The 13,634-nt window shown below is 75.8% G+C and carries 12 protein-coding genes and 1 pseudogene; 4 read left to right on the top strand and 9 right to left on the bottom strand.

Features of this window, described 5'->3' with window-relative positions:
- Positions 1–214: 214 nt before the first annotated feature.
- Entirely contained in the window at positions 215–1,399 is a 1,185-nt protein-coding gene (locus tag OG617_RS22625) for a sensor histidine kinase (protein WP_405103897.1), read from the bottom strand.
- Between the two features lie 71 nt (positions 1,400–1,470).
- Entirely contained in the window at positions 1,471–2,139 is a 669-nt protein-coding gene (locus OG617_RS22620) for a response regulator transcription factor (RefSeq protein WP_396684676.1), read from the bottom strand.
- A 160-nt stretch (positions 2,140–2,299) separates the two neighbouring features.
- On the opposite strand from OG617_RS22620, the gene OG617_RS22615 reads away from it, so the two are divergent.
- Positions 2,300–3,496, top strand: a complete 1,197-nt coding sequence (locus OG617_RS22615; RefSeq protein WP_405095004.1) for a C39 family peptidase — start codon at positions 2,300–2,302, stop codon at positions 3,494–3,496.
- A gap of 21 nt (positions 3,497–3,517) precedes the next feature.
- Here the strand turns inward: OG617_RS22615 and OG617_RS22610 are convergent, their stop codons facing one another.
- On the bottom strand, positions 3,518–4,813 hold the full coding sequence (locus OG617_RS22610; protein WP_405095003.1) for a PQQ-binding-like beta-propeller repeat protein: 1,296 nt from the start codon (positions 4,811–4,813) through the stop codon (positions 3,518–3,520).
- A 97-nt stretch (positions 4,814–4,910) separates the two neighbouring features.
- Between OG617_RS22610 and OG617_RS22605 the strand changes: the two genes are divergently transcribed.
- Positions 4,911–6,872 (top strand): hypothetical protein, encoded by a 1,962-nt coding sequence (locus OG617_RS22605; protein WP_405095002.1) that lies wholly within the window; start codon positions 4,911–4,913, stop codon positions 6,870–6,872.
- A gap of 70 nt (positions 6,873–6,942) precedes the next feature.
- Here OG617_RS22605 and OG617_RS22600 read toward each other — a convergent pair whose 3' ends face one another.
- From OG617_RS22600 to OG617_RS22585, 4 genes are all read right to left on the bottom strand, one after another.
- Complete coding sequence (locus OG617_RS22600; protein WP_405095001.1) at positions 6,943–7,350, bottom strand: spore-associated protein A; 408 nt, start codon at positions 7,348–7,350, stop codon at positions 6,943–6,945.
- A gap of 73 nt (positions 7,351–7,423) precedes the next feature.
- Entirely contained in the window at positions 7,424–7,852 is a 429-nt protein-coding gene (locus tag OG617_RS22595) for a hypothetical protein (protein WP_405095000.1), read from the bottom strand.
- A 129-nt stretch (positions 7,853–7,981) separates the two neighbouring features.
- Complete coding sequence (locus OG617_RS22590; RefSeq protein WP_405094999.1) at positions 7,982–9,907, bottom strand: hypothetical protein; 1,926 nt, start codon at positions 9,905–9,907, stop codon at positions 7,982–7,984.
- Positions 9,865–11,652 (bottom strand): hypothetical protein, encoded by a 1,788-nt coding sequence (locus tag OG617_RS22585; protein WP_405103895.1) that lies wholly within the window; start codon positions 11,650–11,652, stop codon positions 9,865–9,867. Before OG617_RS22585 ends, OG617_RS22590 begins: the two co-directional genes overlap by 43 nt.
- A 367-nt stretch (positions 11,653–12,019) precedes the next feature.
- Between OG617_RS22585 and OG617_RS22580 the strand changes: the two genes are divergently transcribed.
- The gene (locus OG617_RS22580; RefSeq protein ID WP_405094998.1) at positions 12,020–13,213 is read left to right on the top strand and encodes a hypothetical protein; all 1,194 of its coding nucleotides are present in this window, start codon (positions 12,020–12,022) and stop codon (positions 13,211–13,213) included.
- 37 nt (positions 13,214–13,250) lie between these two features.
- On the opposite strand, the gene OG617_RS22575 is transcribed toward OG617_RS22580, so the two are convergent.
- Positions 13,251–13,373 (bottom strand): hypothetical protein, encoded by a 123-nt coding sequence (locus OG617_RS22575; RefSeq protein ID WP_405094997.1) that lies wholly within the window; start codon positions 13,371–13,373, stop codon positions 13,251–13,253.
- On the bottom strand, positions 13,370–13,480 hold the full coding sequence (locus OG617_RS22570; RefSeq protein WP_405094996.1) for an Atu4866 domain-containing protein: 111 nt from the start codon (positions 13,478–13,480) through the stop codon (positions 13,370–13,372). Before OG617_RS22570 ends, OG617_RS22575 begins: the two co-directional genes overlap by 4 nt.
- Between OG617_RS22570 and OG617_RS22565 the strand changes: the two are divergent.
- Positions 13,466–13,624: pseudogene (locus OG617_RS22565) on the top strand (hypothetical protein); the annotation flags it as partial. The gene OG617_RS22570 and the pseudogene OG617_RS22565 overlap by 15 nt on opposite strands.
- Positions 13,625–13,634: the final 10 nt, after the last annotated feature.

The following is a 13,634-nucleotide window of genomic DNA, read 5'->3' as shown; positions in this document are numbered from 1 at the left end:
CCGCCGGCCGAGCGCCCGGCGCGGCCCGGCCACCTGACCTGCCCGGCCCCGCCCACCCGGCACGCGCCACGCCGGGTCAGCCAGGCCGGGCACACGAAAAGCTGAGCGCCGGGCGGGCCCGGCGACGTGCCGCCGTCCTGGCGGGACGTGGTGTGGACCGGCGCGCGGGGCGCCGGCCCCCGCCGGCCCGCCGGCGTGCCGCCCGGGCGGGGCGTCACCGGTCGGTCGTGAGCCGCCCGTTGCCGTGGGCCGGGCCGGTCAGCACCGGCGTGACGTCGGCGGCGGGCAGGGTCACCGTGACCTCAAGGCCGCCGCCGGGCTGGGCGACGACCCGCACGGTCCCGCCGTGCGCGTCGCAGACCGCCCGGACGATGGACAGTCCCAGCCCGGAACCCCGGGCCCCGGTGCGTTCCTGTCCGCCCCGGCGGAACGGCTCGAACAGCCCCGGCACGTCGGCCTGGCTGACCTCGAACCCGGTGTTGGCGACGACCAGCCAGGACGAGTGGCCGTCCGTGCCGGTGCGCACCCGGATCAGGCCGTGCAGGTGGTTGTAGCGGACCGCGTTCTCGATCAGGTTGCCGGCCAGCCGGTCCAGCAGCCCGGGGTCGCCGACGACCGGGGCCGGCTCCAGGGACGTCTGCACCCGCAGCCCGATCCGCTCCACCTCCCGGCGCACGGCCGAAAGCGCGTTCACGGTGCCGGTGGCCAGGTCGCACTCGGCGCGCCGGCCCAGCCGCCGGCCGGCCTGGGCCTCGCTGCGGGCGAGCACCAGCAGCGCGTCGACCAGCCCGTTGGCCCGCTCGGAGGCGTCCCGGACCACGGTGGCCATCCGGCGGTACTCGGCGGCGTCCGCCTCGTCGTCGCTGAGCGTCACGTCGATCTCGGTCCGCATCACCGCCAACGGGGTGCGCAGCTCGTGCGAGGCGTTGGCCACGAAGCGCTTCTGCGCCTCGAACGCGGCGGCGATCCGGTCCAGCATGGCGTCGAACGTCTTGGCCAGCTCGGCCACCTCGTCGTCCGCCCCGGACCAGCCGATCCGCTGGTCGAGGGTGGCCTCGCCGAGCCGCTGGGCGGTCGCGGTGACCTGGTGCAGCGGGCGCAGCGCCCGCCCGGCCACCGCGTACGCGCCGGCCACCCCGACCACGCTGATCGCCAGGAGCGCCACCAGGCCCTTGGCCAGCAGCTCGTTCGACGCCGCGTCGACGAGTTGCTGCTGCCACTGCCCGGCGTCGAGCAGCCGGCCGTCGGCCAGCAGCACGGTGGTGCCGGGCACCAACTCGTCGGTGGGGCGCAGCGCGTCGCGGACCAGCAGCCAGGCCAGCAGCACCAGGATCGCCCCGGCGCCCACCAGCAGCACCCCGTTGAGCAGGGTGAGCCGCAGCCGCAGGGTGGGCCGCAGCCGGACGACCGGGCGGCGCAGCGCCGGCCAGGGCAGGGTGCGGCGGCGGGCGGCGGGCCGGGTCGGGGCGCTCACGCCGACCCCTCGGCGGTGCGGTAGCCGGCACCGACGACCGTCTCGATCAGCGGTGGGTCGCCCAGCTTCTTGCGCAGGGTCATCACGGTGACCCGGACGATGGTGGTGAACGGGTCCGTGTTGGCGTCCCAGACCCGTTCCAGCAGCTCCTCGCTGGAGACCACCGCCCCGCGCGCCTTGAGCAGCTCGGCCAGCACCCCGAACTCCTTGTTCGTCAGGTCGACCGGCACGCCGCCCCGGGTCACCAGCCGGCGGGCCGGGTCGAGCTCCAGGTCGGCGACGACGAGCACCGGCGGGGCCGCCGGCGTGGCCCGCCGGCCGAGCGCCTGCACCCGGGCCACCAGCTCGTCGAAGGCGAACGGCTTCGGCAGGTAGTCGTCCGCGCCGAGCTGCAACCCCTCGACCCGGTCGGCGACCGTGCCGCTGGCGGTGAGCATGAGCACCCGGGTCAGGGTGCCGGAGGCGGCCAGCTCGGCGCAGATCTGGTCGCCGTGCATGCCGGGCAGGTCCCGGTCCAGCACCACCACGTCGTACCGGGTGACGAAGGCCATCTCGTGGCCCGAGTTCCCGTCGTAGGTGACGTCGACCGCCATGCCGCGCTTGCGCAGCCCGCGCGCGATCGCGTCGGCGAGGTTGCGCTCGTCCTCGACCACCAGTACCCGCATGCCCGACCTCCTCGCCGCCTGACCTGCCGACAAACCTAGTGCCGGCCACCAAACCGGTGTCGCGCCGCCCGCACCGCCGACCGTCGGCCCCGGTGGCGTTGCAAAAAACCTTCGGGTACGGGATGCTTCCCGGCGCTGATCTGCGGCGGAAGGAGCGGCGATGACCGGACCGGCCCCGACCACCCTGCGGGACGTCGTCCACCGGCGCTTCCGGCTCCCGGCCGACCTGGCCGCCGGGGCCGGCAACGGGGTCCGCGCGGACGCCGCCGGCGCGGTGCTCGCCGCCCCCACCGGCCAGCTCGCCCACCCCGACGACCCCACCCGCCGGTACGACGCGGCGAGCTGGACCTCGCCGCCGGTGTCCACCGGGTTCGCCGTCGCCGATGTGGTCCCCTCCTGGGCCGCCGACACCCCCGACGGCTGCGGCGTCCTCGTCGAGCTGCGCGGCTGGCACGCCGACGCCCCGGCCACCGGCTGGTACGCGCTGGCCCGCTGGGCCGCCGACGACGAGCCCTTCGGCCGCACCTCCGTGCCCGGCCAGCAGGACGCCGACGCCCGGGTGGACACGGACACCCTGGTCTTCACCGGCGCGACGGTCACCGGCTGGCAGGCCCGGGTGACGCTGCTGCGCCCGGCCGGTGGCACCGCCACCCCGGTGCTGCGCGCGCTCGGCGCGGTCGCCTCCGGCCCGCGGCCGGCCACCCCGGTCGGCACGCACCGGGCCACCGAGGGCGACCGGGCCGGCTGGGGCCGGGTGCTGGACGTGCCCCGGTACTCGCAGCGGCTGCACGGCGGGCACGAGGGGCGCTGGGGCGGCGGCGGGGACTCCTGGTGCAGCCCGACCAGCGTCTCGATGGTGCTGGACCACTGGGGTGCCGGCCCGGCCCCCGACCGGTACGCCTGGGTCGCGCCACCCGGCCCTCGGCCGGCGGTGGTGCACGCCGCCCGGCACTGCTACGACCCGGCCTTCGACGGGGCGGGCAACTGGTCGTTCAACACGGCGTACGCCGGCGGGCACGGGATGGACGCGTTCGTCACCCGGCTGCGGTCGCTGGCCGAGGCCGGCGCGTTCGTGGCCGCCGGGCTGCCGCTGGTGCTCGCCGCCGCGTACCGCCGGGGCGACGTGCCGGGGCTGGACTACGACACCAAGGGGCACCTCGTGGTGCTGGTCGGGTTCACCGCCGACGGCGACCCGGTGCTCAACGACCCGTACGCCCCGGACGACGCGGGCGTGCGCCGGACCGTGGACCGGCACCGGTTCGAGGCGGCCTGGCTGGGCAGCAGCGGCGGGATCGTCTACGTCATCCGGCCGCCCGACGTGCCGCTGCCCCCGCCGCCCGCCCAGCCCAACTGGTGACCCGGGCCCCGCGCCGGGGCGTCACCGGGGCAGCCGCCACCAGCCGTACGCCCCGCTCTGGCGGCGGCAGAGCAGGTCCCGGCCGCTGGAGAGGCATTCCCCCATCACGTCGGGCAGCACGTCGAGCCACCGGGCCACCGCCCGCGCCGGGTCCAGCTCGGCGACGAGCAGCCCGCCCTCCCGGGTGCGCCGGGTGCCGAACAGCGGCTCGTCCGGGCCCTGGTTGAGCACCGGCTCCCAACCCCCCAGCTCGGCGACCGTCCGCCCGGTGGCGGCGTCCAGCACGGCGAGCTCCATGCCCCCCACGCGGGCTCTGCTGGCCACGAGGAGCCGGTCGCCCCGGGCCGCGAAGATCCACTGCCAGCGCGGGTTGACCCACCTGGGCCGGTGCGTCGCCGGGTCGAGCGCCGACAGCCCGGCTTCCCGGCCTCCGACGCAGAGCAGGTGGCCGCACTCCTCCAGGTACTCGTTCGGGGACAGGTCGAGTTCCCAGCGCCGGTCCAGCGCGTCCAGCCCGTACGCGGTGACCCGGTGGCCGCCCGCCACCCCGTTGGCGGCACTCACCAGCAGCAGGTCCCCGGCAAGGCCGGCGCCCTGGTACCCCGGCGCTCCGCCGGGACGCGAATCGCCGGTGAGAAGGACCGCCCCGGACCCGGCGTCCCGCACCTCGATCCGCCCGGACTCGGGGATCAGCACGATCTGGTCAATCTCCGCGCCCCGGTGGCGGTAGGCCATCCGGCCCCGGTCCACCGGCGCCGACCACCGGGGCCGCCCCGACGACAGGTCGACCACGCGCACGGGGTCCGTCGTCTCGTCGCCGCCCCCGAAAAGAAGCAGCCCGCCGCCGACGGTGGGAACCGGGTAGCCGGGAAGCCGCCACCGTTGCCGCCCGGTCGCCGTATCCAGTGCGACCGTCTCGGCCCAGCCGTCCCGGCGCCCGATGATCAGCACGAACCCGCCCTGCTCCAGCACCTCGATCTGACCCTCCCCGCCGGGTCCCGAGGCGCGCCACAGCGGTCGCAGGGCGCCACCCGCGCCGCTCGGGGTCGCGTAGGCGGTCACCTCGCGCGTCCCGCCCGAGGACGTCTCCGGGTCCGCCACGTACAGCCGGCCGCCGGCGACTCGGACCTCGGCGCCGGGCCGGCCGGCGACGACCGCCGAGGCCGGCCGCGCGACCGGCGTGGACGAGGCCAGGGTGAGCAGGGCGACGGCCCCGGCCAGCGCCACCCGCAGCGGCCGGCCCACCGCCAGGGGCGGGCGGGGCGGCGGGTCCGGCGCGACGTCACCGCGCAGCTCGCCGAGGTCGATGACGGTCACTGGTGTCCCTCCCCGAGCTGGGTGCCGGCCCGCCCGGGCGGCGCCGGGCACACCGGCCGGCCGGCACCACACGGCGGCGTCTGTACGATGGCCCGTCGTGGCTGTGCCGGTGGTAGACCCCTCGCTGAACTCCGACTCCGTACCCGTCGCGGCGCAGGCCGCCCCGGCCGGACCCGACGGGGCGGGCACAGGCACACCGCGCCGGCCCCGGCGGCGACCGACCCGCGCCGACGCCCTGGCCATCGGAGCCTATGTGCTGCTCGGCGTTCTCGTGTGCCTGAACTACTGGGGGGACGTCCAGCACCGGGTGTCGTCGCACCTGCCGACCGACCACAGCTGGTTCGAGTGGCTCTTCTCGCACGGCGCGTACTCGCTGCGCCACCTGGAGAACCCGCTGTTCTCCATGCGGCAGAACGCCCCGGACGGGGTGAACATGATGGCGAACACGTCGGTGCTCGGCGCCACCCTGCCGCTGGCACCGGTGACGTGGCTGTTCGGGCCGCAGGTGACGTACGCCCTCTACCTCGGCGGGGCGCTCGCGGCGACGGCCGGCACGTCGTACTGGATGCTGTCGCGGCATCTGGTGCGCTCGCGCGCGGCGGCGTTCGTCGGCGGCGCGTTCCTCGGCTTCGCGCCCGGCATCGTGCACCACGCCAACGGGCAGCCGAACTTCGTCTCGAACTACCTGCTGCCGGTGATCGTGGCCCGGGTGCTGCGGCTCGGCGAGCCGGGGCGGAGCTGGCGGCGCGACGGGGTGGTGCTCGGCCTGCTGGTGGCGTACCAGATCTTCATCAACGAGGAGATGCTGCTGCTGACCGCGCTGGGCTTGCTGGTGGTGGTGGCCGCGTACGCGGTGCAGCGTCCCCGGGCGGCGTGGCAGCGGGTCGGCGGCTTCCTGGCCGCGCTCGGCCTCGGCGGCGGGCTGACGCTGCTGCTCACGGCGTACCCGATCTGGTTCCAGTTCAATGGCCCGCAGTCCTACCGGGGCCTGCAGGGCGGGGTGTTCCACAACTGGGGCGAGGACCTGATGGCCTTCGTGACGTTCGCCCGGGACACCGCCGCCGGGGACGAGGCGGTGGAGAAGACCATCGGCCTGACCGAGCAGAACACCTGGTTCGGCTGGCCGCTGGTGCTGGTGGCGCTGGTCGCCCTGGTGCTGCTAGTCCGCCGGTCGCTGGCGGCCCGGATCGTCGCCGTGCTGGTGGTGGTCTTCACCGTCGCCTCGATCGGCCCGGTGGTGCGCTTCGACGGCGCGGAGACCACGGTCGACGGCCCCTGGGCGTACATCCCGGACGACCTGCCGCTGGTGGAGATGATGATGCCCACCCGGCTGGCCCTGGTGGTGGCCGCCGCCCTCGGCGTGCTGCTCGCCCTGGCCTGGGACGCCCTGGCCCGCACCGCGCAGGCCCCCGCGCCGGTGGTGCCGGCCCCCCGTTCGTCCGCTGGCACCACCGGCGCGGCGGCCCCGCCGCAGGCCGCCGGGGCCCGGACCGGCTCCACGGCCGGCCCCACCGCCGGGCAGGCCCGGGCGCGCCGCTGGCTCCGCCCGGTCGGGTACGCCGCCGTCGCGCTCGCCGTGCTGCCGCTGGTGCCCCGGCCGCTGCCGGCCCAGCAGATCGACCCGCCGCCGCGCTTCATCACGGCCGGCGGTTGGCGGCCCTACGTGCCGGCGGGCCGGACCCTGGTGCCGGTGCCGATCCCCAGCAACGTGCACGGCCTGCCCACCCTGCGGTGGAGCGCGCTGACCGGGCACGCGTTCCCGATCCCCGGCGGCTACTTCATCGGCCCGAACGCCGACGGCGAGGGCGTCTTCGGCGCCCCGAACCGACCGACCAGCACCCTGGTCTACTCCACGATGGACGCCGGCACGCTGCCGCCGCTCACCGACGAGAACCGTCGCCAGGCGGTCGAGGACCTGCGCTACTGGAAGGCGTCGGTGGTCGTCCTCGGCGCGCACCCCCGCGAGGCGGTCCTGCGCGACCTGATGACCGCCCTGCTCGGCCCGGCGCGGCGGGTCGACGACGTCTGGCTCTGGGACGTCCGCCCGCTGGTCGGGTGAGCCGCCCACCGACGGCCGGCGGTCCGTGCCCCGGATGGGGGACGGGTCGCCGGCCGGGTGAGGCGTGAGCTCAGCCGCAGTGGTCGTCCCACTCGATCATGCGGATGTACTTGTCGCCGACGATGCCGCCCCAGTCGACGCAGTCGTTCGGGGCGTACGCGTAGACCGGGCCGGCGTACTGGCTGTAGGTGCCCTCGTCCCTGACCCAGTTCGCGCCGGAGCGCTCCACCATCGCCGACATGAACTGCTTGGTGCCGGGGGTGTTGGTGACGGTGACGACGCAGTTCCAGCCGCTGTTGTACGTCAGGAAGATGGTTCCCCGGCCGTTGCCGGCGTCCATCTTGTCGATCACGGTGTAGCCGCTGCCGCAGGCGCCGTTGTAGGCGGCGGCCTGGGCCGGGGCGCCGGTGACGGCGACCGCGGTGGCGGCCAGCGCGGCGACCGTGCCGACGCTCGCCAGCCTGTGGGTGACGCTCATGAAGTCCTCTCGTCGGATCAGGGTGCGGGGGCGGGCCGGGGCGCGGTCGGGCGCGCCCCGGCCGGGGACGACGTCAGCAGACCGTGCTGGTCGAGCCGCCCGTGGAGTTGAGGTAGCCGGTCACGTGCGTGCAGTGCGCGGCGGTGTTGGCCGGCGCGCCCCACAGCTCCGACCGGGTGGTGTTGTTGACCTCGCCCACCCCGTAGTCCGAGCCGCTGTCCGTGTGGTCGATCACGTGGACGTACAGGTCCCAGTTCGAGTGGGTGTTGCGGTACTGCTCCCACACGTAGATGTAGGCGTAGTTGTAGCCGCAGCCGTAGTACTGCTTGACCGACGCGGCCTGCATGCCGCCCACCGTCAGCACCCGGGTGGTGCCGATCTGGCGGACGCTGGAGCAGCTGGCCGGAGTGCTGGCCAGCGCCGGCGACGCGTTGACCAGCACCCCGGCGCCCGCGGCGGCGATCGCGGCGGAGACGGCGAGGGCTCGGCGGAGGATAGCCATCATGTCCTGCTTTCTCTGGTGGACCATCGTCGTCCGCCAGGTAACCAGGTGCCGGGCCGCGCTGACAGGTGGCGAAGGGGTCACCTTTTCCTCCCCCCACGCCCCGGGAGGCGGCCCCGCCGGGGGGCGTCAGCCCACCAGGCGGCGCACGTCCCACACCCAGGCGCCGTCGATCTCGCGGCCGGGGCCGACGAGCTGGTCGACGGTGCGGCGGACCGGGTCGCCCCGGTCCAGGCCGCCCTGCACCAGCACGGCGGCCCGCCAGTGCCGCAGGTCCACCGCCGCCTGCCGGCGGTCCTCGTCGGTCAGCACCGGCACCTGTCCGGTCTCGGCCACCCGGCGCAGCAGCAGGGCCGTCGGACGGTCCGGGGCGCCCCAGCGGGCGGTCGGGTCGTCGGCGGCGCGGGGGCCGATGAAGTAACCGCCCGGGGCGGTGAACGCCAGCCGGGTCCGGGCCGACCAGAACGTCGCCGGGCTGACCCCGGCCCCGGTGACCGGCGGCACGGGCACCAGCGTCCGGCCGGCCGGCACGTACGCCCGCCAGCCGCCGTCGGCCACGAAGGCCGGCACCGGCCACACCGGCACGGTGCGGATCGGGGTGGGCGCGAGCGGGAGCAGCGCGGCGGCCACCGCGCCGCCCCAGAGCAGCCGCACCGGCACCGCCGGCCCGCCGGCCCGGCCGTCGCCTGGGGCGACGGCTGCCGACCGGATCCGGTCCAGGGACAGGGCGACCAGCACCCCCAGCACCGGTACGCAGACCAGCGCGAACCGGGCCGGCACCACCAGGTCGAGCAGCGGCACCCCGGCGACGAGCCGGTACGGCCCGGGCAACCCGGTCGACACCCCGTCCACCCGGACGACCGTGCCGAGGGAGAACAGGGCGGCCCCGAGCCCGACCACCGCCAGCGCCCGGACCAGCGGACGACGCCACAGCCAGATCACGATCACCACGGCGAGCACCAGCAGGCCCGGCCCGAAGAACGAGTTCTCCTCGGTCGGGTTCGGAGCCAGCAGGCCGGGCAGGTGATCGTCGCCGAGCACCGTCTGCCGGGCCGAGGCGGTGAACGAGGCGGCGTCGAGCCGGAACCCCGGCGCGTCGAACGGCATCCCCCGGTAGTGGCCCGGCCCGGCGAACTGGAACCACAGCGGGTACGCCAGCAGCGCCCCCGCCACCAGCGCGCCCACCCCGATCCGGCCGAGGAATGCTGGCGCCAGCCGGCGGGCCGCCGCCCGGTCGGCGAGACCGTACGCGACGGCCAGCACGCCGGCGGCGAGCGCCAGGAACACCAGCACCTCCTCGCCGAGGAAGACCTGGTACGCCACCAGCAGCCCGAGCGCCACCCCGCGCCGGCCGACCCGGCCGGAGTCCGGCCGGAACACCAGCGCCAGGATCGGCGGCACCAGGAACTGAGCGGCCATGTGCAGGTGCGCCCCGGCCTGGGCCACCATGCCGGGGGCGAAGCCGCAGACCAGGCCGCCGACGGCGGCGGCGACCCGGGAGCCGACGAGCCGGCGGGCCAGCAGGACGTACCAGGCGGTGGCGGTGCCGGCGAGGCAGGCGACCACCGCCACCAGGAACGCCGGCTGGGTGCCGAGCAGGAGCGTCACCGGGGTCAGCGGCACGCCCAGCCCGAGCACCGAGGTGTTGGCCATCAGGTTGACCCCGTCCGGCGCGTTCAGGGCCGTGCTGTGCAGCGGGTTCTCCGGCCCGGTGACGGCACGGGCCGCCCGGGCCAGCATCCACTCGAACAGCATCTGGTCGTTGTCCTGGTGGAACAGCCGATCGGGGCGCCCCCACTGCCCGCCGGTGAGCAGCACCGCCAGGCCGAGGTAGCCGGCGATCACCGCGACGTCGAAGCCCCGCACCCGCCGGGGACGGCGGCCGGCCGACGCGCCGCCGGGGATGGGCCCACCGGCCGGCTTCGCGTTCCGGGCCGGCTTCGCGTTCCGGGCCGGCTTCGGCCCGCCGGCCCCCTCCGGGTCGCCGGCGGCGGGCGCGACCGGGGCTGCCATCAGGCCGTCGGGGCCGTCAGCGTCCGGACGTCCCAGACCCACACGTCCAGCTCACGGCGCCCGGGGCCGACCAGCTCCTCGACGGTACGCCGCAGCGGCTCCGCGTTGTGCTGGCCGACGGGGAGCACCAGGACGGCGGCCCGCCAGTGCCGCAGCTCGTCGAGGGAGCGGCGGCGCTGCCGGTCGTCCAGCTCCGGCGTCCGGCCTGTGGTGGCCACCTCCTCCAGCAGCTTGCCGACCCCGCTGGGCCGGCCGCCGAAGCGTCCCGGGTCGCCCGTGTTGCCGTTGCGCGGGGCGAGGAAGTAGCCCCCGGGGATCTTGAAGTCGAGGTTGGTGGACGCGGCCCACCGCATCCCGTGGGTGTTGCCCATGCTGGGCACCGGGATCGGCACCAGGGTCTGGTCCGCCCCGACGTACTCCCGCCACCGGTCGGCGGTGATGAACTTCGGCACCGCCGGGCGCGAGGTGACCTTCAGCGGCATCGGCGTGATCGGCAGCAGCGCCAGCGCCAGCGCGCCGACGCCGAGGGTACGCACGGTCCGGGCCTCGGCCGGCCGCAGCGACCAGATCCGCTCGACGGCGAGCGCCAGCAGTACGCCGATCACCGCCGTGGTGATCATCCCGAACCGGGTCGGCACCACCGCGTCCAGCAGCGGCACCCCCACCAGCAGCTCCCACGGGCCGGTGAACAGCTCCCGGTCCCACCAGGAGACCCGCTCGCCGAGGGAGAGCACCGCGAAGAACGCCCCGGTCGCGGCGAGCGCCCGGACCACCGGCTCGCGGCGCAGCCAGAACACGATGCCGACGGACAGCAGCGCGAGGCTCCAGCCGAAGAAGGCGTTCTCCTCGGAGTAGTTCGGGGCCAGGTTGACGTTGGCCCGCTCGTTGCCGCCGAGGGTGGGCGAGCCCGGGGCGAAGAAGGCGGCGATGTCGTTGCCGTAGTCCCGGACCGCGTCGCTGAGCCCGTGGTACGCCATCGGCCCGGCGAACTGCACGTAGAGCGGGTACGCCAGCAGCGCCCCGGCCAGCACGGCGCACACCGCCACCGCGACGCCCAACGGCCGCCACGCCGCCGACCAGAGCGCGGGCCGCTGCACCAGCATGGCGATCAGGAACACCCCGCAGGCCATCGCGGTGAAGAGCAGGATCTCCTCGTTGATGAACGCCTGCACGGCCACCAGCAGGGCCAGCAGCGCCCCGTCCCGGACCGGCCGGCGCGACCGGGTGATCACCAGCACCCGCCAGACGATGAACGGCAGCAGGAACTGGCTGATGATGTTCGGGTGCCAGCTGGCGTGCGAGAGCATCGCCGGGGAGAAGCCGCAGAACCAGCCGCCGACGGCGGCGGCCAGCGGGGTGCGCACCACGTGCCGGGAGAGCACCCGGTACCAGGCCGCGGCGGTGCCGGCGAGGCCGAGGGTGACCAGCACCACGAATGACACGGCCGGCCCGAAGAGCAGGGTCACCGGCACCATCGGGATGCCGAGCGCCAGGATGGCCGTGTTGGCCATCAGGTTGACCCCGTCGGGGAAGTTGAACTGGTCGGTGTAGAACGGGAACTCCCCGTGCAGCACCACCCGCACGCTGTGGGCGAGGAAGAACTGCACCTGCGCCGGGTCGCTGCTGTACAGCGACGCGACCCGGCCCGCCGGGTCGACCCAGATCCGGCCGGTCACCCAGAGCGCGGCGAGCAGGAAGAGGCCGTACACGGCGAGGTCCCGCCGCCGGGTCGTCCACCGCCGGCCCCGCTTGCGGGCCCCGCCCGGCTCCGCCGTGACCCGGGCCACATCCTCGGGCACGGCATCGGCATCTGCATCGGCGGCGGCCGGGGCGGCCGGCGCATCGGCGGGGGCCGGCTGGTCGGTGGCCACCGGCCGCGGGGCGGCCGACGGCTCGGCGGTCCCCACCGTTGTCCGGGCGGCGGGCCCCACGGGAGCGTCGGGAACCGGGGGGAAGTCTCCACGGGGCTCGGCAGGGGTCACAGTCGGCGGAGTCTACCGGAGCCGGCGAAGGCCCCGAAATCACCGGGCGGTCCTATGTGGTCGGTCCCGCCGCAGCTCACGGGACAGCGCGAGGTGCCGGTCCGCGCGGTCCGGGCGTCTCGTACCATGTGGGGCGCGAACACGACCGGGCGACGCGATCGGGGGCGTACAGGTGGCTTCAGCCCGCCGGCGCGGCATGACGGCCACCGCACTGCTCACCCTGCTGCTGGCCGGCACGGCCTGCGGGCCGGTGGCCGAGCGGAAACCGGACGTCCTCCCCGTCGGCTACGACAGCCTGGACGGGACGCTGCGGGTGTGGCCCGCGCGGGGACGGCTGGCCGGCGACAGCGCCGCGACGGCTGCGGTCACCGAGGCGGTCCGGTCCTGGCGGACGCCGGCCGACGACCGCGCGCACCTACCCTCGTCCGGGATCCTGTGGTCCGGTGAGGTGGACGGCGCCCCGCTGGCCCTGGTGGCCGCCGACGTTCCCGGCGAGAGCGCCTCCTGGCTGCTCCAGCTGACCCGCGACGGCGACCGGTACGTGGTCGACCGGGCCAGCGAGTACACCGAGCCCGGCTACCTCGTCTACTCCGACGTGCTGCCCGTGCAGACCGACGACGGGCGTCGCTACCTGCTCTCCGGGCGGGTGGAACGGCTGCTCGGCCCCAAGGGCCGGGCGCTGTCCAGCCGCGACGGGCTGACCGACCCGGTGGACGTGCCGGCCTGCCGGGCCGTGGCGCTGACCGCGACGCTGCGGGTCACCCGGTCGCTGCCGCGCGGCCGGGCCGCCGACCGCCTGCTCGACCTCGGTACGGCCACCACGGACCCGCGGTACCCCCTGGTCCGGGACGAGACCGGCTCGGGCCGGCGGGCGCTGGACGGCCTGGACACCTGCGTGCTCGCCGACGAGCAGGGCCCGTTCGGCAGCGTCCCCCGCCGGATCGGCGACCGGGACGCGCCCCGCTCGGTGCCGGAGTCCTGGCCGATGGCGAAGGTGAGCGTCCGCGCCCTGGGCGAGGTGGCGCTGGGCGGGGGTGACCCGGCCGACCTGGAGCAGCTGAGCTGGGAGACCGACGCGGGCACCATGACCGCGGTGGTGTACCGGCCGGCCGACGGCGGCGACCCGGTGTTCTCGCCGGCCGACCGGGCCAACACCCTGCAGGCGTACGTGCTGCCCGTGCCGGGCCAGCCGCTGGTGGTGCTGAGCTGGCGGTCCAGCCGGTACAGCTCGCTGTCGGTGCCGCCGGGCACCCCCCGGCTGGTCAACCGCCCCGGGCTGGTGGTGGTGCCACAGCCGGTGAGCAAGGCCACCTTCAGCCTGGCCGGCGCGGAGAAGACCTACTACCGCTCGGTCGGCGGTCGCTGACGCCGGCCCGCAGCGGGGCCGGCGCCGGCGCGGCCGGTCAGGCGGCGGACGCCGCCGGCAGCTCGCCGAGGAGCGGGGCCCGGTCGTGGGGGTGGGCGTTCATGGTCGGTGCTCTCCAGTCGGTGCGGTGCGGCTCGACGGGCTCGGGGTCGCCGGTCACGACTCGCGGTACAGCACGAGGTGCTCGTGGTAGAGAACCCCGTCGCGGATGTCGCCGGTGGCGGTGAAGCCGGTGTCGTCGACGTAGTCGAGGTGGTTGCCGGTCACCGTGTAGCGGCCGGTGTACGCGCTGGTCCGGCGGCGCCCGCGTTCGTGGCCAACCGGACGCTCGACGTGCTGGCCACGAACACGCTGGCCGACGCCCTGTTCGCGCCGTTCGGCGCGGTGGACAACCTGGCCAGGATGGCCTTCCTCGACCCGG

Origin of the sequence: Micromonospora sp. NBC_01412 (assembly GCF_045040215.1) — a bacterium.
Classification (GTDB): domain Bacteria; phylum Actinomycetota; class Actinomycetes; order Mycobacteriales; family Micromonosporaceae; genus Micromonospora; species Micromonospora rubida.
This window is presented reverse-complemented; position numbering and strand designations above follow the sequence as displayed.